General features: G+C 63.2%; 20 protein-coding genes. 15 read left to right on the top strand and 5 right to left on the bottom strand.

The window, feature by feature from the left end; all coding sequences use genetic code 11:
• Window positions 1-11 precede the first annotated feature (11 nt).
• The 5 genes from ABQX22_RS23480 (at window position 12) to pncA (ending at window position 5,561) form a co-directional block, all read left to right on the top strand.
• A complete protein-coding gene (locus tag ABQX22_RS23480) occupies window positions 12-1,361 on the top strand; it encodes an MFS transporter (protein WP_349802271.1) in 1,350 nt (449 codons plus the stop codon).
• A 61-nt stretch (window positions 1,362-1,422) separates the two neighbouring features.
• Entirely contained in the window at window positions 1,423-2,775 is a 1,353-nt protein-coding gene (gene gudD, locus ABQX22_RS23485) for a glucarate dehydratase (protein WP_349802272.1), read from the top strand.
• A 232-nt stretch (window positions 2,776-3,007) separates the two neighbouring features.
• Window positions 3,008-3,661 (top strand): DUF1345 domain-containing protein, encoded by a 654-nt coding sequence (locus ABQX22_RS23490; protein WP_349802273.1) that lies wholly within the window; start codon window positions 3,008-3,010, stop codon window positions 3,659-3,661.
• Window positions 3,662-3,802: 141 nt separating this feature from the next.
• Window positions 3,803-4,750 (top strand): D-2-hydroxyacid dehydrogenase family protein, encoded by a 948-nt coding sequence (locus ABQX22_RS23495; protein WP_349802274.1) that lies wholly within the window; start codon window positions 3,803-3,805, stop codon window positions 4,748-4,750.
• Between the two features lie 157 nt (window positions 4,751-4,907).
• Window positions 4,908-5,561, top strand: coding sequence for a bifunctional nicotinamidase/pyrazinamidase (pncA, locus tag ABQX22_RS23500; RefSeq protein WP_349802275.1), 654 nt, complete (start codon window positions 4,908-4,910; stop codon window positions 5,559-5,561).
• Window positions 5,562-5,676: 115 nt separating this feature from the next.
• On the opposite strand, the gene ABQX22_RS23505 is transcribed toward pncA, so the two are convergent.
• Window positions 5,677-6,165: a GNAT family N-acetyltransferase gene (locus ABQX22_RS23505; RefSeq protein ID WP_349802276.1), complete on the bottom strand. Its 489-nt coding sequence runs from the start codon at window positions 6,163-6,165 to the stop codon at window positions 5,677-5,679.
• Window positions 6,166-6,304: 139 nt separating this feature from the next.
• Between ABQX22_RS23505 and ABQX22_RS23510 the strand changes: the two genes are divergently transcribed.
• The 3 genes from ABQX22_RS23510 to ABQX22_RS23520 all read left to right on the top strand — a co-directional run bounded on the left by ABQX22_RS23510 (window position 6,305) and on the right by ABQX22_RS23520 (window position 9,470).
• Complete coding sequence (locus ABQX22_RS23510; protein ID WP_349802277.1) at window positions 6,305-7,207, top strand: formate/nitrite transporter family protein; 903 nt, start codon at window positions 6,305-6,307, stop codon at window positions 7,205-7,207.
• Window positions 7,208-7,402: 195 nt separating this feature from the next.
• The gene (locus tag ABQX22_RS23515; protein ID WP_349802278.1) at window positions 7,403-8,086 is read left to right on the top strand and encodes a response regulator transcription factor; all 684 of its coding nucleotides are present in this window, start codon (window positions 7,403-7,405) and stop codon (window positions 8,084-8,086) included.
• Window positions 8,064-9,470, top strand: a complete 1,407-nt coding sequence (locus ABQX22_RS23520; protein WP_441005321.1) for a sensor histidine kinase — start codon at window positions 8,064-8,066, stop codon at window positions 9,468-9,470. Before ABQX22_RS23515 ends, ABQX22_RS23520 begins: the two co-directional genes overlap by 23 nt.
• Before the next feature lie 44 nt (window positions 9,471-9,514).
• Here ABQX22_RS23520 and ABQX22_RS23525 read toward each other — a convergent pair whose 3' ends face one another.
• The gene (locus ABQX22_RS23525; protein WP_349802280.1) at window positions 9,515-10,759 is read right to left on the bottom strand and encodes a D-mannose isomerase; all 1,245 of its coding nucleotides are present in this window, start codon (window positions 10,757-10,759) and stop codon (window positions 9,515-9,517) included.
• Window positions 10,760-11,131: 372 nt separating this feature from the next.
• The gene (locus ABQX22_RS23530; RefSeq protein WP_349802281.1) at window positions 11,132-12,757 is read right to left on the bottom strand and encodes a methyl-accepting chemotaxis protein; all 1,626 of its coding nucleotides are present in this window, start codon (window positions 12,755-12,757) and stop codon (window positions 11,132-11,134) included.
• Window positions 12,758-12,969: 212 nt separating this feature from the next.
• On the opposite strand from ABQX22_RS23530, the gene ABQX22_RS23535 reads away from it, so the two are divergent.
• Window positions 12,970-13,455, top strand: a complete 486-nt coding sequence (locus tag ABQX22_RS23535) for a GFA family protein (protein WP_349802282.1) — start codon at window positions 12,970-12,972, stop codon at window positions 13,453-13,455.
• Window positions 13,456-13,726: 271 nt separating this feature from the next.
• Complete coding sequence (locus tag ABQX22_RS23540) at window positions 13,727-15,268, top strand: FAD-dependent oxidoreductase (protein WP_349802283.1); 1,542 nt, start codon at window positions 13,727-13,729, stop codon at window positions 15,266-15,268.
• A gap of 117 nt (window positions 15,269-15,385) precedes the next feature.
• Here ABQX22_RS23540 and ABQX22_RS23545 read toward each other — a convergent pair whose 3' ends face one another.
• Window positions 15,386-16,516: an MBL fold metallo-hydrolase gene (locus ABQX22_RS23545; RefSeq protein ID WP_349802284.1), complete on the bottom strand. Its 1,131-nt coding sequence runs from the start codon at window positions 16,514-16,516 to the stop codon at window positions 15,386-15,388.
• A 187-nt stretch (window positions 16,517-16,703) separates the two neighbouring features.
• Between ABQX22_RS23545 and ABQX22_RS23550 the strand changes: the two genes are divergently transcribed.
• Window positions 16,704-17,327 (top strand): TetR/AcrR family transcriptional regulator, encoded by a 624-nt coding sequence (locus ABQX22_RS23550; protein ID WP_349802285.1) that lies wholly within the window; start codon window positions 16,704-16,706, stop codon window positions 17,325-17,327.
• A gap of 213 nt (window positions 17,328-17,540) precedes the next feature.
• Here the strand turns inward: ABQX22_RS23550 and ABQX22_RS23555 are convergent, their stop codons facing one another.
• Entirely contained in the window at window positions 17,541-18,239 is a 699-nt protein-coding gene (locus tag ABQX22_RS23555) for a DJ-1/PfpI family protein (protein ID WP_349802286.1), read from the bottom strand.
• A gap of 225 nt (window positions 18,240-18,464) precedes the next feature.
• On the opposite strand from ABQX22_RS23555, the gene ABQX22_RS23560 reads away from it, so the two are divergent.
• The 4 genes from ABQX22_RS23560 to ABQX22_RS23575 all read left to right on the top strand — a co-directional run bounded on the left by ABQX22_RS23560 (window position 18,465) and on the right by ABQX22_RS23575 (window position 23,456).
• The gene (locus ABQX22_RS23560) at window positions 18,465-19,445 is read left to right on the top strand and encodes a GlxA family transcriptional regulator (RefSeq protein ID WP_349802287.1); all 981 of its coding nucleotides are present in this window, start codon (window positions 18,465-18,467) and stop codon (window positions 19,443-19,445) included.
• A 339-nt stretch (window positions 19,446-19,784) separates the two neighbouring features.
• The gene (locus ABQX22_RS23565) at window positions 19,785-21,134 is read left to right on the top strand and encodes a GntP family permease (RefSeq protein WP_349802288.1); all 1,350 of its coding nucleotides are present in this window, start codon (window positions 19,785-19,787) and stop codon (window positions 21,132-21,134) included.
• Window positions 21,135-21,995: a MurR/RpiR family transcriptional regulator gene (locus tag ABQX22_RS23570; protein WP_349802289.1), complete on the top strand. Its 861-nt coding sequence runs from the start codon at window positions 21,135-21,137 to the stop codon at window positions 21,993-21,995.
• Between the two features lie 3 nt (window positions 21,996-21,998).
• A complete protein-coding gene (locus tag ABQX22_RS23575; RefSeq protein ID WP_349802290.1) occupies window positions 21,999-23,456 on the top strand; it encodes an N-acyl-D-amino-acid deacylase family protein in 1,458 nt (485 codons plus the stop codon).
• The last annotated feature ends 338 nt before the right edge of the window (window positions 23,457-23,794 follow it).

Genomic DNA, 23,794 nt, shown 5'->3' on the forward strand with positions numbered 1-23,794 from the left:
AGTCAACACACGTGAACGCATCCTCTACCGGGGCGCATGACAGCCCGGATTCCGTCCTGCAATCGGCGGTCTACAAAGTCAAACGCCACATCCTTCCGCTCTTCGTGATCATGTTCATCGTCAACTACATCGACCGGGTCAACATCGGCTTCGTGCGTAGTCACATGGAACACGATCTGGGCATTGGCGCTGCCGCCTACGGCTTCGGTGCCGGCCTGTTCTTCATCGCTTACGCGCTGTTCGAAGTGCCCTCCAACATCCTCATGCAGAAAGTCGGCGCCCGTATCTGGCTGACGCGGATCATGTTCACCTGGGGCATCGTCGCCGCGTGCATGGCCTTCATCCAGACCGAAACCCACTTCTACATCCTGCGCTTTCTGCTGGGTGTGGCCGAGGCCGGTTTCTTCCCCGGCGTGATCTATTACTTCACCCGCTGGTTGCCGAGCGTCGAGCGCGGCAAGGCCATCGCCATCTTCCTCAGTGGTTCGGCGTTCGCCTCGGTCATCTCGGGCCCGTTGTCCGGCCTGCTGCTGCAGATCGAAGGTTTCGGCTGGCACGGCTGGCAGTGGATGTACTTCATCGAGGGCATGTTTTCCGTCGGCCTGTGCGTGTTCGTCTGGTTCTGGCTGGATTCCAAGCCCCAGGACGCCAAATGGATGACCCAGGCCGAGAAAGACGCCCTGACCCAGGTCATTGACGCCGAGCAGGCGGCCCGTGAAGCGGCGCACCCGGTCAAGCTGTCGGTGGGCAAGCTGATCAAGGACCCGCAGATCCTGATGTTCTGCGTGATGTACTTCTTCATTCAGCTGACCATCTACGCCGCGACCTTCTGGCTGCCGAGCATCATCAAGAAGATGGGCGACCTGAGCGATATCCAGGTGGGCCTGTTCAACTCGATCCCGTGGTTCATCGCCATCGTCGCGATGTACGCCTTCGCCTCGCTGTCGGCCAAATGGAAACACCAGCAGGCCTGGGTGGCCGGCGCCTTGTTGATCGCCGCCGCCGGGATGTTCATGTCCACCGTGGGCGGTCCGGTCTTCGCCTTCATCGCCATCTGCCTCGCGGCCATGGGCTTCAAGTCGGCGTCGTCGCTGTTCTGGCCGATTCCCCAGGGCTACCTGGATGCACGGATCGCCGCCGGCGTGATCGCGCTGATCAACTCGGTGGGCAACCTGGGCGGTTTCGTCGCGCCGACCACCTTCGGTCTGCTGGAGGAACACACCGGCTCGATCCAGGGCGGGCTGTACGGCCTGACGGCCACCTCGATCATCGCTGCGGTGCTGGTGTTCTTCGTGCGCACCACGAAAAAACCCGGCGCTGCACCGGTGGCCCCGAACACCCCCCACACGGCGCATCCGTGACTGTTGTCTTCACCTGATCAAGCACCCCATGCCCTGACGGCATTTGCGCAAGGATTTAGCTATGAGCAACCAGAACACTCAAACCACCGGCAACGCCCCGGTCATCACGGATCTGCAGATCGTGCCGGTGGCCGGTCATGACGACATGCTGCTCAACCTGAGCGGCGCCCATGGCCCGTATTTCACCCGCAACATCGTGATCATCAAGGACAACGCCGGGCACACCGGCGTCGGCGAAATCCCGGGCGGCGAGCGCATTCGCCAGACCCTGGAAGACGCCCGCTCGCTGGTGGTCGGCAAGACCATCGGCACGTATCAGAAGATCCTCAACGACGTGCGCCGCGCGTTTGCCGAACGTGATTCCGGCGGCCGTGGCCTGCAGACCTTCGACCTGCGCATCACCATTCACGCAGTGACGGGCCTGGAAGCGGCGCTGCTGGACTTGCTGGGTCAGCACCTTGAAGTCCCGGTGGCGGCCCTGCTCGGCGAAGGCCAGCAGCGCGACGAAGTGAAAATGCTCGGCTACCTGTTCTACGTCGGCGACCAGAAGAAAACCAACCTGGCCTACCGCACCGAACCTGATGCCGACAACGACTGGTTTCGCGTGCGTCACGAAGAGGCCCTGACCCCGGAAGCGGTGGTGCGCCTGGCAGAAGCGGCGCATCAGAAGTATGGCTTCGAGGACTTCAAGCTCAAGGGCGGCGTGCTCAGCGGCGACGCCGAAATCGAAGCGGTGACGGCCCTGGCCGAGCGCTTCCCCAATGCGCGCATCACCCTCGATCCCAACGGCGCCTGGTCCCTGAAAGAAGCCATCCGCCTGTGCCGCGACCAGCATAAAGTGCTGGCCTACGCCGAAGACCCGTGCGGCGCGGAAAACGGCTACTCGGGGCGTGAAGTCATGGCCGAATTCCGTCGCGCCACCGGCCTGCGCACCGCCACCAATATGATCGCCACCGACTGGCGGGAAATGGGCCACGCGATCCAGCTGCAATCGGTGGACATCCCGCTGGCCGACCCGCACTTCTGGACCATGCAGGGTTCGGTGCGCGTGGCGCAGATGTGCAACGAGTGGGGCCTGACCTGGGGCTCGCATTCCAATAACCACTTCGATATCTCGCTGGCGATGTTTACCCACGTGGCCGCGGCTGCGCCGGGCGACATCACCGCCATCGACACCCACTGGATCTGGCAGGACGGCCAGCGCCTGACCAAGGCCCCGCTGCAGATTGTCGGCGGCAACGTGCAGGTGCCGACAACCCCGGGCCTGGGCGTGGAACTGGACATGGACCAACTGGCCAAGGCCCACGAACTGTACAAGGGCATGGGCCTGGGTGCGCGGGACGATGCGGCGGCCATGCAGTTCTTGATTCCGGACTGGAAATTCAACAACAAGGCGCCTTGCCTGGTGCGTTAATACCCCTTGTTGGAGCGAGGCTTGCCCGCGAAGAGTTGGGTACATCCGCCCTGTCTCTAACGGCTGATAGATTGCCTTCGCGGGCAAGCCTCGCTCCAACAGGTTCTGAGCCACTGTAACGATGTGAGTTAATTGCCATCTGGCCCCCGGCGCGTAACCCCTTGCGCGCCGTTTTTCTTTGCGCTGTCGCTGCGTGCTAATGTGCCCGCCTGTCCCTGCCGCGAAGCCTGCCATGCCCCTTCTTTCCCAGACCCACCCTCGCCTGTCCCTTGCCGTTGCGCTGGGTGTCGTGGCGGGTATCGCTGCTGCCGTTGTCACCCCCCAGATTTCACTGATCACCAAATGCCTGATCGCCTGGAACGTCGGCGTGTGGATCTATCTGGTACTGATCATGCTGCGCACCTCGCGCTCCAAAGCCGAAGACGTGAAGCGCATCGCCGAAATCGAAGACGAAAACGCGGGGCTGGTGCTGGTGATGGTCTGCGTGGCGGCGATTGCCAGTCTGGCGGCCATCGTCCTGGAGTTGTCCGGCGCCAAGGCCATGCCGCCTGGCGACAAGGCCCTGCACTACGCCTTCACCGGGCTGACCATCGTCGGTTCCTGGCTGATCACCGGGGTGATTTTCAGCCTGCACTACGCGCGCCTGTTTTATACCTGGCGCGGCAAGGAGCCGGCGCTGCGCTTCGCCGACGGCGAGCTGAACCCCGATTACTGGGACTTCCTGTATTTCTCGTTCACCCTGAGCGTCGCCGTGCAGACCTCCGACGTCGGCGTTGCCACCCGAGCACTGCGCAAGGTCGTGCTGGCGCAGTCGCTGATCGGGTTCCTGTTCAATACCGCGATTCTGGGCTTCTCCATCAATATCGCCGCCGGGCTGTTCGGCTGACCGTGACGTCTGCTGCGGGCACCTACCCCATGAAATCGCCTTGGCCCCTGTTCCACTGAAACAAGCCTGGGCGTAGTGTGGGCGCCACAACTCCAATGTCTTGTCCGAATGAGGCTTGCGCGAATGACTCAGGGTGCTTCTTTGAAAATCGCTGTACTGGATGACTGGCAATCGGTGGCCAGCGACGTGGTGGACTGGAGCCCGCTGGCTGCGCTGGGCGAAGTGAGTTTCCTCCACGAGTTCCCCGCCGACACCGGCACCATGGTGCAACGGTTGAAGGACTTTCAGGTGATCTGCGTGATGCGCGAACGCACGATTTTCGATGAACCGCTGCTCAGTCAGTTGCCCCAGCTGAAGTTGCTGGTCACCGGCGGCATGCGCAATGCGGCGCTGGACCTGGACGCCGCCAAGCGCCTGGGGATTCAGGTCGTCGGCACCGAGAGCTACAAGTTCGCCGCCCCCGAGTTGACCTGGGCGCTGATCATGGGCGTGACCCGCAACCTCGTCGACGAGGCCAATGCGTTGCGCGCCGGCAACTGGCAGGTGGGCATCGGCAGCGACCTGTACGGCAAGACGCTGGGCATCGTCGGCCTGGGCAGCATCGGCCAGAAGATCGCCAGATACGGCCAGGCCTTCGACATGAAGGTCATCGCCTGGAGCGAAAACCTGACGCCCGAGCGTGCCGCCGAGCATGGCGTGACCTGGGTCAGCAAGGCCGAGCTGTTCGAGCGATCGGACGTGATTTCGGTGAACCTGGTGCTCAGTGAACGCAGCCGGGGGTTGGTAGACGCCGAGTCGCTGAACCGGATGAAGCCCACGGCGTACCTGGTCAACACGGCACGCGGGCCGATTGTCGACGAAGACGCGCTGGTCGAACTGCTCACGCACCGGAAAATTGCCGGTGCCGCGCTGGACGTGTATGGCCAGGAGCCACTGCCGGCCGACCATCCGTTCCGCACCCTGCCCAACCTGCTGGCCACGCCGCATATCGGGTACGTGACCGCGAACAACTACCGGATGTTCTTTACTCAAATGATCGAAGACATCCAGGCCTGGCACAGCGGTGCGCCGGTTCGGTTGCTCGCCTAATAACCACGATTAACGTGTTGATGGTTCCCACGCTCCGCGTGGTAACCCCGCCATGACGCTCCGCGTCACCTGCGATGGACGCGGAGCGTCCGGAGCGTCCATTCCCACGCGGAGCGTGGGAACGATCAGTAATCCAGCCCTCATCAAGGACCCAACGATGATGACCGCCTCCCCACCCCCATCCCCCTCCGACCCGCGCTGCGCCTTGCTGGTCATCGACATGCAGTACGACTTCCTGCCCGGCGGCGCGCTGGCAGTGGCCGATGGCGATGCAATAGTGCCGTTGATCAATCGCCTCGGCGCGCAGTTCCACAACGTGGTGATTACCCAGGACTGGCACCCGGCCGGGCACATTTCCTTTGCCTCGACCCACGCCGGGCGCGCGCCGTTTGACAGCATCACCCTGCCCTATGGCGCGCAGACCCTGTGGCCAGACCATTGCGTGCAGGCCACTCGCGGCGCCGGCCTGCACGCCGACCTGCACCTGCCCCACGCGCAACTGGTGCTGCGCAAGGGCTGCAACCTCGGGATCGACAGTTACTCGGCGTTCGTCGAGGGCGACCGCACCACCCACACCGGGCTGGCCGGTTACTTGAAAGAGCGCGGCATCGACAGCGTGTTCGTGGTCGGCCTGGCGCTGGACTTCTGCGTGGCCTGGTCGGCGCTGGATGCGCGCACGGCGGGTTTCAACACCTGGGTGATCGAAGACGCATGCCGGGCGATTGATCTGGGTGGCTCGCTGGACAAGGCCTGGCAGCAGATGCTGGAAGCGGGGGTTGGGCGGATGCAAAGCACTCAAATCACGGGTTGAACGCGATCTTTTGTAGGAGCGCGCTTGCCCGCGATGGCGGAGGTAGACCCAACATCTTCATCGCCTGACACAACGCTATCGCGGGCAAGCGCGCTCCTACAGGTGCAGGGCAGCCTCAGCGTTTACCCGCCGCAAAATCAGTCAGGCTCTGATCCGCCAACCGATACCGCACCCACTCCGCCTGGGGTTCGGCGCCGATGGATTGGTAGAAATCAATGGCCGGCTGGTTCCAGTCCAGCACGCTCCACTCGAAACGCCCGCAGCCGGTATCCACCGCGATGTTCGCCAGATGCCGAAGCAGCGCCTTGCCGCCGCCGACACCGCGATGTTGCTGCGCCACGTACAAATCCTCCAGATAAAGCCCTTTGCGCCCCAGCCAGGTGGAATAACTGAAGAAGTACACGGCAAAGCCGATCGGTTCGTCGTCCAGCAGGCAGATCAACGCCCTGGCCGGTGAGTCGGGGTCGTCGAACAGGCTGCGCTCTATGTCCGCAACGCCCGCCAGCACCTCGTGCTCGGCTTTTTCATAAATCGCCAGCTCAGTGATGAAGCCCAGAATCACCTCGGCATCGGCTCGGCTCGCATTTCGAATCTGAAGGGTCACACATACTCTCCCGGGGTGCGGCAAAACGACATCGTTCAACGGCGAACGACGGATGACAGATTGTGTCTCAAGCAACAGTCCGGCGCAGCATTCAATACGCCATGCCGTCTCCATATGATCAACGCACCCAGGAACACCCATGGAAAACCAGGAAGAAGACGGCAAAACCCCGGGCCTCACCGCCAAGGAAGAACAGGAAATCGACGAAAACCAGCCGCCCCGGGCGGCGGTCCTGCACGAAACCATTCGTGCCCAGGGTGACCACGAGCTTGAGCGCAGCGTGTCGGCGCTCTGGTGGTCGGCGCTGGCGGCCGGCCTGACCATGGGCCTGTCGCTGATGGCCATGGGGCTGCTCAATTCCAGGCTGCCCGATGCCGAAGGCTTCAAGGTCATTTCCAGCTTCGGTTACTGCGCAGGCTTCCTGGCGGTGATCCTGGCGCGTCAGCAACTGTTCACCGAAAACACCATCACGGCGGTGTTGCCGGTCATGAGCAAATTCACCCTGAGCAACATCGCCCGCCTGTTCCGGCTGTGGGGCGTGGTGCTGGTGGGCAACCTGTGCGGCACCTTGCTGGTGGCGTACGTGATGCTGCATTTGCCGATCTTCGATACCAAGACCGACCACGCGTTTCTGGAAATCGGTCGCAAGGTCATGGAGAACGAAGTCGGCACCATGTTCGCCAAGGGCATTATTTCAGGCTGGATGATCGCCACCATGGTGTGGATGATCGCCTCGATGGAAGCGGCCAAAGTGGCGATCATCGTGATGATTACCTACCTGATGGCACTGGGGGACTTCACCCACATTGTCGTCGGCTCGGCGGAAGTGTCGTATCTGGTGTTTGCCGGCGAATTGCCGTGGAAGGATTTCTGGCTGGTGTTTGCCGGTCCGACCCTGGCGGGCAACATCATCGGCGGCAGCTTTATCTTTGCGCTGATCAGCCATGCGCAGATCAGAAGCGAGGCGGATAAGCCCAAGGAAGAAAAACGAGGGCCCGATAAAAAACGTGCAGAAGAAGAGCAACAGGTACGGCAGCCATAACGCCGAATGTCCCTGTAGGAGCGAATTTATTCGCGAAGCGTCGGCACTGTTTCCACGCCAATACCCTTCGCCAACAAGTTGGCTCCTACAGGGCATCAACCACCCGCCAATTCCTTCCTAAATTTTTTTTCAGAAATATCCTTCGCATTTGTAGGCAAACTACCGCTTCCAGTCGCTATTGCTTCAGGCAAACCCATGACCCGAATTCTGACGATCGAAGACGATGCCGTAACGGCGAAGGAAATCGTGGCCGAATTAAGCAGCCACGGCTTGCAGGTAGACTGGGTCGATAACGGCCGTGAAGGTCTGGTGCGCGCCGTCAGCGGCGATTACGACCTGATTACCCTGGACCGCATGCTGCCGGAAGTCGACGGTCTGGCCATCGTCACCACCATGCGCGCATTGGGGATTTCGACGCCTATCCTGATGATCAGCGCCCTGTCGGACGTCGATGAGCGCGTCCGCGGACTGCGTGCCGGCGGCGATGATTACCTGTCCAAGCCCTTTGCTTCCGACGAAATGGCCGCGCGGGTGGAGGTGCTGCTGCGCCGCAGCAACCCCGGCACCCAGGCTGAAACCATGCTCCGGGTCGCGGACCTTGAGCTGAACCTGATCTCCCGTGAAGCCAGTCGCGCCGGTCAGCCGCTGAACCTGCTGCCCACCGAATACAAGCTGCTGGAATTCATGATGCGCAACAATGGCCAGATCATCACCCGCATGATGATTTTCGAGGAAGTCTGGGGCTATCACTTCGACCCCGGCACCAACCTCATCGACGTGCACATTGGTCGCTTGCGCAAGAAAATCGATCCCCCTACCCTGACGCCCCTGATTCGAACCGTTCGAGGCTCAGGATATGTCATTGCCGAACCCGTCTAAGGGCTGGCGTTCTTCCAGCAGCCGGTTGCTGGCGCTCTACAGTTTCTTGTTCGTGGCCTGGAGCAGCATCCTGATGGGGGTGCTGTACTGGGAAGTCACCAGTTACCTCAACACCCTCGCCCGCCACTCGCTGATGCAGCGCCAGCAGTTGTTCTCGCGTTTTGAAGGCGAGCAACTGGACGACGCGCTGGCCAACAGCGACAAGTTCGACATGCGCTCGGTGGACGCCTACGGCCTGTTCGACAAAGACCTTACGCCCATCAGCGGCCCCATCCACGCGATCCCCACCGGCCTGCCGCTCAACGGGCAGATCTCGGAGCTGGACACCTGCATCGATTCCGACGACCCGGACCTGCCGCGCGCCAGCTGCGACGCCGTGGCCATCCACACCCTCGACGACCGCTGGCTGGTGCTGGTGCGTGACAACGGTTCGCTGTTCGCCGTCACCACGCTGATTCTGCGGGCGCTGCTGTGGGGTATTTCGCTGACCATCCTGCCGGGGATCGCCGGCTGGCACTTGCTGCGTCGGCGCCCGTTGCAGCGTATCCGCGGGATCCAGGCCAGCGCCGAAGCCATCGTCACCGGCGATCTGGCCCGTCGCCTGCCGGTGTCTGACCGACGCGACGAACTGGACATGCTGGCGGACATCGTCAACGCCATGCTCGACCGCATTGAGCGGTTGATGAACGAGGTCAAAGGCGTGTGCGACAACATTGCCCACGACCTGCGCACCCCGTTGACCCGCCTGCGGGCGCAGTTGTACCGGATTCAGCAGCAGTCCCCGGAAGACTCACCACTGGGCGAGCAAATGGTTCAGGTCATCGCCGACGCCGACACCCTGATGGCGCGCTTTCGTGGGTTGCTGCGGATTTCCGAGCTGGAAGACCATCAACGCCGTTCGGCGTTTGATCGGCTGGACCCACGCCCGCTGTTGCAGGAGCTGCACGATTTTTACCTGCCCCTGGCCGAGGAAGGCCGTGTGTCGCTGGAACTGACGATTGCCCAGGACCTGCCGCCGCTGGTGGGGGACCGGGCGTTGCTGTTCGAAGCGCTGTCGAACCTGCTGAGCAACTCGATCAAGTTCACCCCGGCCGGGGGCAAGGTCAGCCTGATCGCCCGCGCCGACGGCGACGCCACCTTCATCGAAGTCCAGGACACCGGCCCCGGCATTCCTGCAGCGGAACGCGAGGCGGTGTTCAAGCGCTTCTACCGCAGCGACAGCGGCAACCAGCAAAGCGGTTTCGGCCTGGGCCTGTCCATCGTCGCCGCCATCGTCAACCTGCACGGCTTCAAACTGCACATCGGCGTCAGCCCCTCCGGCGGGGCCAGCCTGGTGCTGGAGTGTCGGCAAGTGTTGGCGCTGGGGCTAAACCCCGTCGTTTGACCTTGCACGGGGGACGCGGCGACGTTTCGAGCGCCGCGATGTCATCAGACTAACCTTGCCAGCGCCGTCGCCAGGCTTTGCGCCAAGGGCAACATCGGCAACAGCGTCGCTTGGTAGGCGTGGTAAAGATCGGGTTTGCCGGGCCAGATGTCGGCGCTGGGCTGGTTGGCCGGGTTCAGTTCATGGCGCCAGCTGCCGTGTTCGCGGTCGATGAAATGGGTGTCGCTGAAATCCCAGAACAGGCGGTACCAGGTTTCGTACTGTTCCTCGCCGGTGCGCTGGAGCAAGGCGCCGGCCGCTGCGGCCGCTTCGGCGTGGGTCCAGTGCAGGCGATGGCGCACCACCGGGCGGTTTTCCCAGTCCAGGGTGTAGACGATGCCCGGCGCACCATCGACGTCCCAGCCATAACGGCAAGCGTTTTCGAACAGCCCCCGCGCGTCCGCCAGCAGCCAGGACGGGTTCGGCAATTGCGCTTTCTGCCGGGCGGCTTCAAGGTGCAGCATCAGGCGCGACCACTCAAACGCATGGCCCGGGGTGGTGCCGTAGGGGCGGAAGGCGTCGTCGGGCTTGTCGTGGTTGTACTCGCGCAGCGGTTGCCACTGGGTGTCGAAGTGTTCGATGACCTGATGCTGGTTGCCGGCCGCGTGCTGATGAATCACCCGTTCGACGATGTGCAGGGCACGGTCCAGCCATTGCGCGTTGCCGGTCACGTCGGCCAGGGCCAGAAACGCTTCGGTGCTGTGCATGTTGCTGTTGGCACCGCGATAGGCTTCTTCGTCACTCCAGTCGCGGGCGAAGGATTCGCGCATGGCGCCTTCGTCTTCGCTCCAGAAGTGCTGGGTGATGGTATGAATGGCCTGCTCCAGCAACGCTTGAGCGCCAGGGCGCCGGGCAACCACGGCAGAACTGGCGGCCAGGGCGACGAACGCGTGCAGGTACGCGGCCTTGCCGGTGTCGGTGCTGTGTTCCAGGGGTCTGGCGAACCAGCCGCCGTGCTCGGCATCGCGCAACGGTCCGGCCAGGGCGGCGATGCCGTGATCGACCAGAGCGCCGAATCCGGGCAGCCCGTTGATGTGGGCCATGGCAAAACTGTGGGTCATGCGGGCGGTGTTCATGGTTTCGGCGACGGCATCGGCAGGCAGCCGTCCGTGGTCATCAAGATTGCCGAAGCCCTGAGGCATTTGCGCGGCTTTGGCAAACGCCAGCAGCCGACTCCCTTCCCGTGACAGCCAGTCCCGATGACCTGGCGCACCCAGCCAGCTGCTGAACCCTCGATTGACATGATCCATTCACGCTCACCTATCTGATCGGCAGGTTCGTCCCGCCCGGAATTATTAGTCGGGGGGAATCATGCAAGCGGAGGATGGGTGCAGGCAAGTGAAGGCTGAACGGCAGGTGCTGGGTAGCCCGCAAAAGCTGAGTACACCCCCGGACTGTAGGAGCGCGCTTGCCCGCGAAGACTGAAGCCAGGTGACAGAGATGCAGTGAATGCACGAAAGCCATCGCGGGCAAGCGCGCTCCTACAACAACCGAGGCGCCCGTCAAATCCCGTCCAGACACAGATCCGTGGGAGGGAGCTTGCTCGCGATGGGCCGGTACATCCTTAACATCCAGGGGTGCCGAAGACCGAATCGCGAGCAAGCTCCCTCCGACCTGATCAATCAAACGCGGAAGCGGGCGACCACTTGGTTGAGCTCGGCGGCCAGGCGTGACAGTTCGTGGCTGGAGGCGCTGATCTGGTTGGCGCCGGACGAGGATTGCAGCGACAGGTCGCGGATGTTGACGATGTTGCGGTCCACTTCGCGCGCCACGTGGGCCTGTTCTTCAGCAGCGCTGGCGATGACCAGGTTGCGTTCGGAAATCTGATTGATCGACGCCGTGATTTGCGTCAGCGACTCGCCCGCGCCTTGCGCCAGTTCCAGGGTCTCGGTGGCCCGGGAGCGGCTGGTCAGCATCGAGGTCAGCGCGTCGCTGGAACCGCTGCGCATGGAGGTGACCATCTTGTCGATTTCCAGCGTCGATTGCTGGGTGCGATGGGCCAGGGCCCGCACTTCGTCCGCCACTACCGCAAAACCACGGCCCGACTCGCCCGCACGCGCGGCCTCGATGGCGGCGTTGAGGGCCAGCAGGTTGGTCTGTTCGGCGATGGAGCGGATCACGTCCAGCACTTTGCCGATGTCCTGGGACTGGTCGGCCAGTTTCTGCACCAGCACCGAGGTGTCCTGGACGTTGCCCGACAGGGTCTGGATCGAGCGAACGGTGTCGATCACCCGCGCCTGGCCTTCCTGGGCAGCAGTATTGGACTGGCTGGAGGCTTCGGACGTGGACACCGCGTTGCGTGCCACCTCTTCCACCGCCGATGTCATTTGGTTGACCGCGGTCGCGGCCTGCTCGATTTCGGTGTTCTGCTGATGCAGACCGCGATGGCTGTCTTCAGTCACCGCGTTCAGCTCGGTGGCGGCCGACGCCAGTTGCGTGGCCGAATTGCCGATCAGGCCCAATGTGCTGCGCAAGTTGCTTTGCATCAGTTCCAGTGCCCGCAGCAAACGGGTCACTTCGTCCCGGCCTTCGATGCGGATGACCTGAGTCAGGTCGCCTTTGGCCACGTGCTCGGCGGCGGTCACGGCGTCTCCCAGCGGGCGAACGATGCTGCGGGTCAGCCACAACGCCAGGACCACGGTGGCCAGCGCGGCGATCACGACGAAGATCAGTACCACGTTGCGCGACTTGCCGTACTGCGCCTCGGCCGCCTGGCCTTCGCTTTCAACCTGACGAGCGTAGTAATCGGCCAGCTCGCCCAGTTGCGCGCCGGAGTTGTCCACCGCGGTTTTCATGTCCACCAGCAACAGCTTGTTGAGCGCCGGCAGGTCGCCCTTCTCCGCCAAAACGAAGGATTGCGTCAGGCCCGCCTGATAGTCAGCCAGGGTCGCGCGAAACTTGTCGTACATGCCGCGCTCTTCAGGGGTGTCCACAAAGGTGTCGAGGGTCGCGAGTTTTTCGCCCAGCACCTTGGACCGCGCGTCCATCTGGCCCTTGTACACGCTGACGTTCTTGGGGTCGGTGTCCAGCGCCACGCGCAGGGAAATGGTGCGGATGCGCAGCATGGCTTCACGGATGTCGTTCACGACCCGCATGCTTGGCAGCCAGTTGCCTTCCACGGCAATCTCGCTCTGGCGGATCGTCGACATTTGCGCCAGGGCAAACCAGCCAAGCAGTGCCACCAGCAGGGCAATCAAGGTGAAGCCCAGTCCGGCGCGGCGGGCGATGGTCAAGTTGCGTAGGTTCATGGCGAAGCTCGATATTGTTGGAGGCGGTAGGGTCGAAAAGTCGTCTGACGACGTAGTGGCTATCGACGCGCCCGAGCGCTTCTTGAGCCGGCGGAAAATGATAATTGCGAACGGGCGTTTGAGATCGACGTCACAAAAACTGCGCACATCGTCCCTGTCTGCGGTCTAGACGCTGTGAAAACGATTTTTGCGACCACAGAGGAGACACGCCCATGCATCTGGAAGGTTCATGCCATTGCGGCGAGGTGGAATTCAGCCTCAACAGCGCTCACCCCTACCCTTATCAACGGTGCTACTGCTCGATCTGTCGCAAGACCCAGGGCGGTGGCGGTTACGCGATCAATCTGGGCGGCGACGCCAAGAGCCTGAAGGTCAAGGGCAAAGCCAGCATTTCCATCTACCACGCGAAAATGCGTGACGGCGATCAGCCGGTGCATATCAGCAGCGCCGAACGGCATTTCTGCAAACACTGCGGCAGTGCGCTGTGGCTGTTCAGCCCCGAGTGGCCGGACCTGATCCATCCCTTCGCCTCGGCCATCGACACGCCCCTGCCCACCCCGCCGGAACACACGCATTTGCTGCTGGATTCCAAGGCCTCGTGGGTCGAAGTCCAGGCCGGGCCGAATGACCAGCAGTTCGAGCACTACCCGGAAGAATCGATTGCCGACTGGCATGAGCGGTTGGGGTTGGTGCGCTGATTCCAAACAGACCCGAGCGCAGCACCTGTGGGAGCGGACCTGTCCGCGAAGAGGGCGGTACATACGAAGCATCTTTTGCGCCTGATGACTGGCCTTCGCGGACAGGTCCGCTCCCACAGGTGCTGCACTCGACTGGCCTATTCAGGTCCGGAAGAGAGGTTCGGATTTACCGGCCTCATCGCGAGCAAGCTCCCTTCCACGGTTCATCAATCTCACTGAACCTCCTCATCGGCCCCTGACTCACAACAGAAAGCCAATAAGGATAAAATCCATGCCTTTGCACCGAGTCGCTGAACTGACTGATCTTCGTGAGGATCGAGGCGTCCAGATCGAAATCGGCGAGAAGAAAATCCTGCTCCTGCGGGCGGGCGCTGACGTTTATGCCTACCAGGCTGAGTGCCCCCATGCTGGTGCGCCACTGGCCGACGGCGCGGTGTGCAACGGCCATTTGATCTGCCCTTGGCACAAGGCCGAATTCGCGGTGAATGACGGCAGCTTGTGCGAGCCGCCCGCGATGGACGCCCTGATCCGTTACCCCACGCAGTTGATCGACGGGCAGGTGCACGTCGACGATCAACCGCTGCCGCCGCCCACCCTCACCCTCGAACCCGATGAGCGCTGCTTTGTGATTATCGGCGCGGGCGCGGCCGGCACTGCGGCGGCCAGCGCGCTGCGGGAAAAGGGTTTCAACGGGCGGTTGCTGCTCATCGACCGCGAGCGCGAGCCCGGCTACGACCGCACCGCCCTGAGCAAATTTGTGCTCGCCACCGACATGTCCCCCGACGAGATTCCACCCCTGCGCGACGACAGTTTCTATGCCCGGCAGCGCATCGAACGGGTGTGGGGCGAGGTGATGAAACTGGATGCGGTGAACAAGCGCGTGATCATCGCCGACGGCCGTCGTTTCGATTACGACGCCGCACTGGTGACCACCGGCGGCGAGCCCCGGGACCTGCCGTTGATTGGCGCGGAACTCCCTCAGGTCATGACCCTGCGCCAGCGTGATGATGCCGCTGCCATCCTGGCCGCGACCCCGCCAGGCGCCCACGCCTTGATCGTCGGTGACAGCTTCATCGGGCTGGAAGCGGCCTCGGCCCTGCGCAAGAACAACATCGCAGTGACCGTACTGGCGCGCCACGAAGTGCCCTTCGCCGCGCAATTCGGTGAGCGCATCGGTCGGGCGATCCGGGCGTTGCACGAGGCCAATGGCGTGCTGTTCCGCACTCACGTCGAGGTCAGTCATTTTGAAAGTGACGAGTCGGGTACGGCGCTTGAAACCGCAGTATTGAGCAACGGCGAACGGATGGCGGTTGACCTGGCGCTGGTCGGCATCGGCGTTGATCCGGCAACCCAGTTTATCGACGGCGTGGCGCTGGAAAAGGACGGCTCGATCAAGGTCGACGGCGGCATGCGGGTCTCCCACGACCTGTGGGCAGCCGGCGACATCGCCACCTTCCCGCTGGGTGACCAGCCGCTGCGCATCGAGCACTGGCGCCTGGCCCAGCAACAGGCGCGCATCGCCGCCAGCAACATGCTGGGCGGCGACGAGCGTTATCTGGACGTGCCGTTTTTCTGGACCTTCCACTTCGGCAAGCGCCTGGACTACCTGGGCCACGCCGACCAGTGGGATCAAATCGTGTATTTGGGCGAGCCCGAGACCTTCGACTTTCTCGCCCTGCTCTGCCACCAGGGCAGCGTCGTGGCCGTGGTGGCCTGCGAGCGTGGGCGGGAAATGGCCATGCTGGCCGAACGCATGAAACAACCGCTGTACAGGGACGAAGCGCTGAGGTTGATCGAAGCGATGAAACGCTGAAGCGCTGCGCCGTACCCTTTCAACCCGAGGACATGTGCATGACCCAGGAATCGAAACGCGAAGACCTTGATCACAAACCGGAAAACGCCGGCAATGTGGGCGAGAAACACAAGCAGCTCAACGAACAGGGCGAGCACCCGAGACCGCGTTCGCCGAAGGATCCCGACGACGAGAGCAACCCTGCAAACCACGAGTAGCCGGTTCCCCGGGCCCGTCATTCGGGACGCTTTCCACCGTCGTCCACCACGCCTCGCCACGGTTGGGGTAATCCACGTAGAACGGCTGGCCCATTTGTGGCGTGGTGATCGACACACTGCGCTCCCAGGCGAGGGCCAGAATCCGGTCGAAGGGTTCGTGCCAGGCGTGCATCGCCAAGTCGAAAGTGCCGTTATGAATCGGCAGCAGCCATTTGCCCCGCAGGTCCAGGTGCGCCTGAAGGGTTTCCTCGGGCTGCATGTGCACGTCCGGCCAGTCGACGTTGTAGGCACCGGTTTCCATCAGCGTCAGGTCGAACGGGCCGTACTGCTCGCCAATCAGTTTGAAACCACTGTGATAGCCGGTGTCGCCGCTGAAGAAAATCCGCTGCTGATCGTTGAGGATCACCCACGAGGCCCACAGCGTCTGGTTGCCATCGCGCAGAGTGCGGCCGGAAAAGTGCTGGGCCGGTGTGGCCACAAAGCGGATGCCGTGGACTTCAGTGGATTGCCACCAATCCAGCTGCTGCACTTTCGCGGCCGGCACGCCCCACTCGATCAGGGTGTCGCCCACCCCCATCGGCGTGATGAAGTGCTCGGTCTTGTCCTTGAGCACCTGGATGGTCATGTGGTCCAGGTGGTCGTAGTGGTTGTGGGACAGAATCACCGCCTTGAGCGGCGGCAAGTCGTTGAGGCTGATGGGCGGCTGGTGGAAGCGCTGGGGTCCGGCCCATTGCACCGGGGACGCGCGCTCGGCGAAGACCGGATCGGTGAGGAAATACTGGTTGCGCATTTTCAGCAGAACCGTGGAGTGCCCCAGGCGGTAAACCGTGTTGTTGGGCGCTGCCAGCAGTTGCTGACGTGACAGTGGCACCACCGGGATGTCGCCGGCCGGTCGGGTGTGCGCCGGCTTGTTGACCACCGAGTTCCAGAAAATGCGCAGGGTTTTGAGAAAGCCCAGGCGGTTCATTGGTTTGTGATTGCTGTAACGACCCTCGTGCCGGGACAGGACAGGCAACGAAGTGGCGTCGTTTCGGTTTTCGGGCATGGCCATGGGTGCTGACTCCAATGGAACGGTGGAGGGTGTGCAAGGGGCGAACGCTTTGCAGGATGTTGCATACGACGGCGAGACGTAAGCCAGAAGTTGTAACCGGCTTTTACACTACACAGTGTAGTTTCTAGCTTGCATCAAGCGCAAGGACAAGTAAACTGCCGAGTGTAATTTTCCTGAAGTGAATCCGATGACCGCTCCCTTGCGCCTGACCGACCGAAAACGTGAATCCATAGTACTGGCAGCCATTGCCGAGTTCCGCGATCACGGTTTCGAAGTCACCAGCATGGACCGTATCGCCGCGCGGGCCGAGGTGTCCAAGCGCACGGTCTACAACCATTTCCCCAGCAAGGAAGAGCTGTTCGCCGAAATCCTCCAGCGCCTTTGGACTAACGCGAGCAATCAGCCGGACGCCTCTTACCGCCCCGACGTTGCCTTGCGCGATCAACTGCGGGACATGCTCAAGGCCAAGATGAAAACGTTGAGTGACAGCAATTTTATCGACCTGGCGCGGGTGGCCATTGGCGCGACCATTCACTCGCCGGATCGCGCGCAGACCTGGGTCAACCGGCTCAATCAGCGGGAAGAATCGTTCACGATATGGATTCGCGCCGCCCAGCACGACGGTCGCGTGAAGGGTGTGGAACCGGCCTTTGCCGCCCATCAGCTGCACGCCCTGCTCAAGACGTTCGCCTTCTGGCCCCAGGTCACACTGAACGAGCCGCTGCTGACGCCCGAGAAACAGACGTCCGTATTGGAATCGGCGCTGGACGTGTTCTTGTGCTGGTATGAGATCAAGAAGGAAGCGGTTTAGGCGCGCCAGTCGCGGGCAAGCCTCGCTCCAACGGGTATGCGGTGGCCAAGCGGGCGCATCTTCACGCTAAAGCCGTGCTGTAACTGAAACCTGAGGCCTCGCGCATCTCCCGTGGGAGCGGACCTGTCCGCGAAGAGGCCCTTACATCCGACAAATCTTCATCGTCAGGATCACCGCATTCGCGGACAGGTCCGCTCCCACAGGAATCACATGTCAACCCGCGGCGTTCTGTACCACCTTGCCCGCAATCACCCGCTGAACAATCTCCCGACGCACCATCAAACCCGGCGCCGCCCGTTCTTCGGCGAGCGCCAGCACCTGGGGCGACGCGGTGTCCGGACGGCCGGAATCGAAGGGCGGCGCCGGTGCATATTCCAGCTGCAACTGCACCAGCTGGGCTTTTTCCTCACCCAACAGCTCACTGATCAGGGTCAGGGCGAAGTCGATGCCCGCCGTCACGCCGCCACCGGTCATCAGTTTGCCGTCACGCACCACACGCTCATGCACCGGGATCGCGCCAAATTGCGCCAGCAATTCATGGGACGCCCAGTGGGTGGTCGCGCGGCGGCCTTTCAATAAACCGGCGGCGCCCAACACCAGCGCGCCGGTGCAGACCGAGGTCACGTAGCTGGCGGTCGCGGCTTGCTGCTGGATGAAGGCCAGGGTTTCCGGGTCTTCCATCAGCGCATCGACGCCGACGCCGCCGGGGACGCAGATCACGTCCAGCGGCGGACAACCGCGAAATGTACGGGTAGGCATCATCAACAGCCCGGTGCTGGAGGTCACAGGTTCCAGCTCTTTCCACAGCAGATGCACGGTGACGCCGGGCAGCGTGGCGAAGACGTCGTAAGGACCGGTCAGGTCCAGTTGCTGAACCTTGGGAAACAGCAGAATGCCGATGTGCAGGGTCATGGGAGTATTCCTTGGTCAGGTCGAGGTGATGTGTAGGAGCGCGCTTGCCCGCGATGAGGCCGGTACATCCAGCGCATCTCTAGCGCCTGACCCATCGTCATCGCGGGCAAGCGCGCTCCTACAACGTGAGCGTTGGGTGGACGAACCAAGATTAGCCAGATACGCTTTGGCGGATACGCCAGATTCCCCACCTTTCACGCCAATCACTGATTGTCAGGTCCGCCCATGCCCGATGCGCCAAAAGCCGTTCATGTCCTTGCCTTCCCTGATGTGCAGCTGCTGGATGTCGCCGGCCCATTGCAGGTGTTCGCTTCGGCCAACGTGCAAGCCATTGAGCGGGGCCAGCCCGCGCCTTATGCACCGAGCGTGATCGCCAGCCAGCCGGGCAGCGTGCTGTCATCGGCCGGGCTGGGGCTGCAGACTTTTCCCCTGCCGACGACCCCGTCCGACACGCTGATCATCGCCGGCGGCTGGGGCGTACACACAGCGTTGCAGGATGAGCACTTGGTGCACTGGGTGCGTGAACACGCGGCGTCGGCCCGGCGCGTGGCGTCGGTGTGCACCGGTGCGTTCATGCTGGCGCAGGCGGGCGTGCTCGATGGACACCGCGTCGCCACGCACTGGGACAGCTGCGCGCTATTGGCCCAGCGATTCCCTCGGGTGCAAGTGGATGCGGAGCCGATCTTCATCAACGAAGGCGCCCTGTGGACGTCGGCCGGTGTCACCGCCGGCATCGATCTGGCGCTGGCGCTGGTGGAAGCGGATCTGGGCCGTAGCATTGCGCTGGCGGTGGCGCAAGATTTGGTGGTGTTCCTCAAGCGGCCCGGCGGGCAGTCGCAATTCAGCACCGCGCTGTCGATGCAGCAGGCCACGCGCACCGAAGACAGTCGCTTCGCCGACCTGCACGCCTGGATGCTGGACAACCTGGCCAGTGATTTGTCGGTGTCCACCCTCGCCGCTCAGGTGGGCATGAGCGAACGCAGCTTCGTGCGCCACTACCGCGCCCAGACCGGCAACACCCCGGCGCGGGCCATCGAGCAACTGCGGGTGGAAGCGGCGCGGCGATTGCTGGGTGACAGCGCCCTGCCGATCAAACGGATCGCCGACCGGTGTGGTTTCGGCACCGAAGAAACCCTGCGCCGCAGCTTCCTGCGCGCCGTGTCCGTCACCCCCCAGGCGTATCGCGAGCGGTTCAGCGGGCGGTAGTCGACGAAACTCGTCGGCGCAGCAGAACCTGTTGGAGCGAGGCTTGCCCGCGAAGCTGAACACGCGGTGTGCCTGACCCACCGCATCGGTCGAGCGCGACCCCGGAGCCTCCAGCTGGTCGTCAGCTCCTACAGAGTCCCGCGACATTTCCAGTCGCGGGCAGAACCTGTTGGAGCGAGGCTTGCCCGCGAAGTTGAACACGCGGTGTGCCTGACCCACCGAGGTCTTAGCTTCGCGGGCAAGTCTCGCTCCAACAGACGAAATTAATTTTCATAATTAGTCATATTTACTCTGTTTCGTGTAAGTTAATTTCCTTCCACGAAAACAGGGACAACAACAATGCCGCCCTCCTCTGGTCTGTCACTGCTGGTCTACGCTGCTGTCGCGATCATCGCCTTGATCGTGTTGATCGCCCGCTACCGCCTCAATCCGTTTGTCGTCATCACCCTGGTGTCCATCGGCCTGGCGCTGGTGGCCGGCATGCCCGCCACCGGCATCGTCGCGTCTTACGAGGCGGGGGTCGGCAAGACCCTGGGGCACATTGCCCTGGTGGTGGCGCTGGGCACCATGCTCGGCAAGATGATGGCCGAATCCGGCGGCGCCGAGCAGGTAGCGCGCACCATGATCAACCGCTTCGGCGAGCGCAACGCGCACTGGGCCATGGTCTGCATCGCGTTTGTGGTGGGCCTGCCGCTGTTCTTCGAAGTGGGCTTTGTGCTGCTGGTGCCGATCGCCTTCACCGTCGCGCGCCGGGTCGGGGTGTCGATCCTGATGGTGGGCCTGCCCATGGTTGCCGGTCTGTCAGTGGTCCACGCCCTGGTGCCGCCGCACCCTGCCGCGATGCTGGCGGTACAGGCCTACGGCGCCTCGGTGGGGCAAACCCTGTTTTACGCCATCCTCATTGGCATCCCAACCGCGATCATCGCCGGGCCGATCTACGCTAAATTCATCGTCCCGCGCATCCATCTGGCCGAAGACAACCCGCTGGCCAAGCAATTTCTCGACCGCGAGCCCCGCGAAAAGCTGCCCAGCTTCGGCCTGACCATGGCCACGATTCTGCTGCCGGTGGCGTTGATGCTGCTGGGCGGCTGGGCCAACCTCATCAGCACGCCGGGCAGCGGGTTCAACAGCTTCCTGCTGTTCATCGGTAATTCGGTGATCGCCCTGCTGCTGGCCACGTTGCTAAGCTTCTGGACACTGGGTATCGCCCAGGGCTTCAACCGGGACTCAATCCTCAGGTTCACCCAGGAATGCCTGGCGCCCACGGCCAGCATCACGCTGTTGGTGGGAGCCGGCGGCGGTCTGAACAAGATTCTGGTGGACAGCGGCGTCACCAACGAGATCGTCAGCCTGGCCCAGGATTTTCACCTGTCGCCGCTGCTCATGGGCTGGTTGTTCGCCGCATTGATGAGGGTCGCCACCGGGTCGGCCACGGTGGCGATGACCACCTCGTCGGGGATCGTGGCACCGGTGGCGCTCGGCCTGGGTTATCCGCACCCGGAGTTGCTGGTGCTGGCCACCGGCGCAGGTTCGGTGATCTTTTCCCACGTCAACGACGGCGGCTTCTGGCTGATCAAGGAGTACTTCAACATGACCGTGGCCCAGACCTTCAAGACCTGGACGGTGCTGGAAACCCTGATCTCTGTCATCGCTTTCGCCCTGACCCTCGGCCTGGCGCAGGTGCTCTGAGTGGACATTCTTTACCAGATCCGTGCGCGACAAGGGTCGTTCAGCGCCGGCGAAGGGCGGATTGCCAGGCTGATCCTCAGTGACGTGGCCTTTGCCGCCAGCGCCAGCCTGGATGATCTGGCGGAACAGGCCGAGGTGAGCAGCGCCACCCTGTCGCGTTTCGCCCGCAGCATCGGCTGCCGCGACCTGCGCGACCTGCGCCTGCAACTGGCCCAGGCCAGCGGCGTCGGCAGCCGGTTTCTCACCCCGGAGCAGGCGCCCGAGCAGTCAGCATTTTTTGCGCAGATCGTCGGCGACATCGAATCGACCCTGCGCCAGCAGCTGGCCGGTTTTGAAGAATCTCGCTTCGCCGCCGCCGTGGGCCTGCTGACCCCGGCGAAGATGCTTCACGCCTTCGGCATGGGCGGTTGCTCCAGCCTGTGCAGCGAGGAACTGCAGACCCGGCTGGTGCGCCTGGGCTACCCGATTGCGGCCTGCCGCGACCCGGTGATGATGCGCCTGATCGCCGCCACGCTGGGCCCGGAGCACGCCATCCTCGCCTGCTCCCTCAGCGGCCGCACGCCGGAACTGCTGGAGGCCGTCAGACTGGCCCGCAGTTACGGCGCGAAACTCCTCGCCATCACCCTGCCCGACTCACCCCTGGCCCGACTGGCCGATGTGGTCTTGCCGCTGCAGATTGCCGAAACCAATTTCATCTACAAACCCACGGCGGCGCGCTACGGCATGCTGCTGACCCTCGACGTGCTCGCCACCGAACTGGCGCTGGCCGCCCCTGAAGAGAATCAGGAACGCCTGCGCCGGATCAAGCTGGCCCTGGATGACTATCGCGGCGGCGACGACGGCCTGCCCCTCGGAGACTGAACCATGCTTTATGACCTGATCATTCGCGACGCGCAGGTGATCGACGGCAGCGACATTCCGGCCTTTCGCGCCGACGTGGCGATTCGCGACGGGCGCATCCAGCGCATCGGCAACCTCGACGGCGTGACCGCGACAGAAGAAATCAACGCCGCCGGCCGCGTGTTGGCCCCCGGTTTCATCGACGTCCACACCCACGACGACACGGTGGTGATTCGCAAGCCCGAAATGCTGCCCAAGATCACCCAGGGCGTGACCACGGTGATCGTCGGCAATTGCGGGATCAGCGCCTCACCGGTGACGCTGACCGGCGAGCCGCCGGACCCGATGAACCTGCTGGGCCCGGCCACGGCGTTTGCCTACCCGCGTTTCAGCGATTACGCCGCTGCGGTGGACACGGCGCGGCCCGCGGTGAACGTCGCGGCCTTGATCGGCCACACGGCGCTGCGCAGCAATCACCTGGACGATCTTTTTCGCACCGCCCGGCCCGAAGAAATCAGCGCCATGCGCCAACAGCTGCGCGACAGCCTGGAAGCCGGCGCATTGGGGCTGTCCACCGGGCTGGCGTACGCGTCGGCGTTCAGTGCCGAGACCGATGAGGTCAAGCAACTGGCCGAAGAACTGACCGCGTTCGGCGCGGTGTACACCACGCATTTGCGCAGCGAATTCGAACCGGTGCTGGAGGCCATGGACGAGGCGTTCGCCATCGGACGACACGCCAAATCGCCGGTGGTGATTTCCCACCTCAAATGCGCCGGCGCCGGCAATTGGGGCCGCAGCCCGCAGCTGTTGGCGTCCCTGGAAAAGGCCGCGCTGGACCACCCCGTTGGCTGTGACTGCTACCCCTACGCGGCCAGCTCCTCGACCCTGGATTTGAAACAGGTGACCGACGCGTTCCGCATCACCATCACCTGGTCGACGCCGCACCCTGACCAGGGCGGCCGCGACCTGAAAGACATTGCCGCCGACTGGGGCGTTTCCCTGACCGACGCCGCACGCGCCCTGCAACCGGCCGGGGCGGTGTACTACGGCATGGATGAAAACGACGTACAGAATATTCTGAAGCATCCGCTGTCGATGATCGGTTCCGACGGCTTGCCCGAAGACCCGTTCCCCCACCCGCGCTTGTGGGGCGCGTTCCCCCGGGTGCTGGGGCATTTCAGCCGAGACCTGGGTCTGTTCGCGCTGCACACCGCCGTGCACAAGATGACCGGGCTGACTGCCAGCCGTTTCGGCCTGCACGAGCGCGGGCTCATTCGCGAGGGCTACTGGGCGGACCTGGTGTTGTTCAACCCCGAGACCGTGCGCGACGTCGCCGATTTCAAGGACCCGCAACGCGCCGCCGAAGGGATTGATGGCGTGTGGGTCAACGGCCATCTGAGCTACGCCGACGGCCAGCCGCAAGGCGAGCGGCAGGGCCGGTTTTTGCCGAGAACGGGATCGTTGGTGGCCGGGTTTGACTGAGGCAGGACGCCGTTGGAGCGAGGCTTGCCCGCGAAGCTGAGTCTGCGTTGTAGCTGACACCGCGGGGTCTTGGCTTCGCGGGCAAGCCTCGCTCCAACCTATCCGAGTGCAACGCAAAGAATCGCGTCAAATCCGAAAGTTTAGGAGCGCGCTTGCCCGCGATGTGGCCGGGATTGCCGGTATATCTCTATCGCCTGACACATAGCCTTCGCGGGCAAGCGCGCGCCGAAAGGGGGTATGCGCCACCCCCATTACACAGCGGCCCGCCCCGGGCCGGGTGGGGCGCGCGTGCCCCCCCTGGGGGCGGGGGTAACGGGAGTTATGTGGTCCCTGAAACC

The sequence above is a fragment of the Xanthomonas sp. WHRI 1810A genome (assembly GCF_040202885.1).
In the GTDB taxonomy this organism is placed as follows: Bacteria; Pseudomonadota; Gammaproteobacteria; order Pseudomonadales; family Pseudomonadaceae; genus Aquipseudomonas.

What these genes read in the sequence shown, in the direction of transcription:
- gudD (WP_349802272.1), top strand. Translation starts at nt 1,423, where the DNA reads ATGAGCAACCAGAACACTCAAACCACCGGCAACGCCCCGGTCATCACG.
- ABQX22_RS23490 (WP_349802273.1), top strand. Translation starts at nt 3,008, where the DNA reads ATGCCCCTTCTTTCCCAGACCCACCCTCGCCTGTCCCTTGCCGTTGCG.
- pncA (WP_349802275.1), top strand. Translation starts at nt 4,908, where the DNA reads ATGATGACCGCCTCCCCACCCCCATCCCCCTCCGACCCGCGCTGCGCC.
- ABQX22_RS23510 (WP_349802277.1), top strand. Translation starts at nt 6,305, where the DNA reads ATGGAAAACCAGGAAGAAGACGGCAAAACCCCGGGCCTCACCGCCAAG.
- ABQX22_RS23515 (WP_349802278.1), top strand. Translation starts at nt 7,403, where the DNA reads ATGACCCGAATTCTGACGATCGAAGACGATGCCGTAACGGCGAAGGAA.
- ABQX22_RS23520 (WP_441005321.1), top strand. Translation starts at nt 8,064, where the DNA reads ATGTCATTGCCGAACCCGTCTAAGGGCTGGCGTTCTTCCAGCAGCCGG.
- ABQX22_RS23525 (WP_349802280.1), bottom strand. Translation starts at nt 10,759, where the DNA reads ATGGATCATGTCAATCGAGGGTTCAGCAGCTGGCTGGGTGCGCCAGGT.
- ABQX22_RS23530 (WP_349802281.1), bottom strand. Translation starts at nt 12,757, where the DNA reads ATGAACCTACGCAACTTGACCATCGCCCGCCGCGCCGGACTGGGCTTC.
- ABQX22_RS23535 (WP_349802282.1), top strand. Translation starts at nt 12,970, where the DNA reads ATGCATCTGGAAGGTTCATGCCATTGCGGCGAGGTGGAATTCAGCCTC.
- ABQX22_RS23540 (WP_349802283.1), top strand. Translation starts at nt 13,727, where the DNA reads ATGCCTTTGCACCGAGTCGCTGAACTGACTGATCTTCGTGAGGATCGA.
- ABQX22_RS23545 (WP_349802284.1), bottom strand. Translation starts at nt 16,516, where the DNA reads ATGGCCATGCCCGAAAACCGAAACGACGCCACTTCGTTGCCTGTCCTG.
- ABQX22_RS23550 (WP_349802285.1), top strand. Translation starts at nt 16,704, where the DNA reads ATGACCGCTCCCTTGCGCCTGACCGACCGAAAACGTGAATCCATAGTA.
- ABQX22_RS23555 (WP_349802286.1), bottom strand. Translation starts at nt 18,239, where the DNA reads ATGACCCTGCACATCGGCATTCTGCTGTTTCCCAAGGTTCAGCAACTG.
- ABQX22_RS23560 (WP_349802287.1), top strand. Translation starts at nt 18,465, where the DNA reads ATGCCCGATGCGCCAAAAGCCGTTCATGTCCTTGCCTTCCCTGATGTG.
- ABQX22_RS23565 (WP_349802288.1), top strand. Translation starts at nt 19,785, where the DNA reads ATGCCGCCCTCCTCTGGTCTGTCACTGCTGGTCTACGCTGCTGTCGCG.
- ABQX22_RS23575 (WP_349802290.1), top strand. Translation starts at nt 21,999, where the DNA reads ATGCTTTATGACCTGATCATTCGCGACGCGCAGGTGATCGACGGCAGC.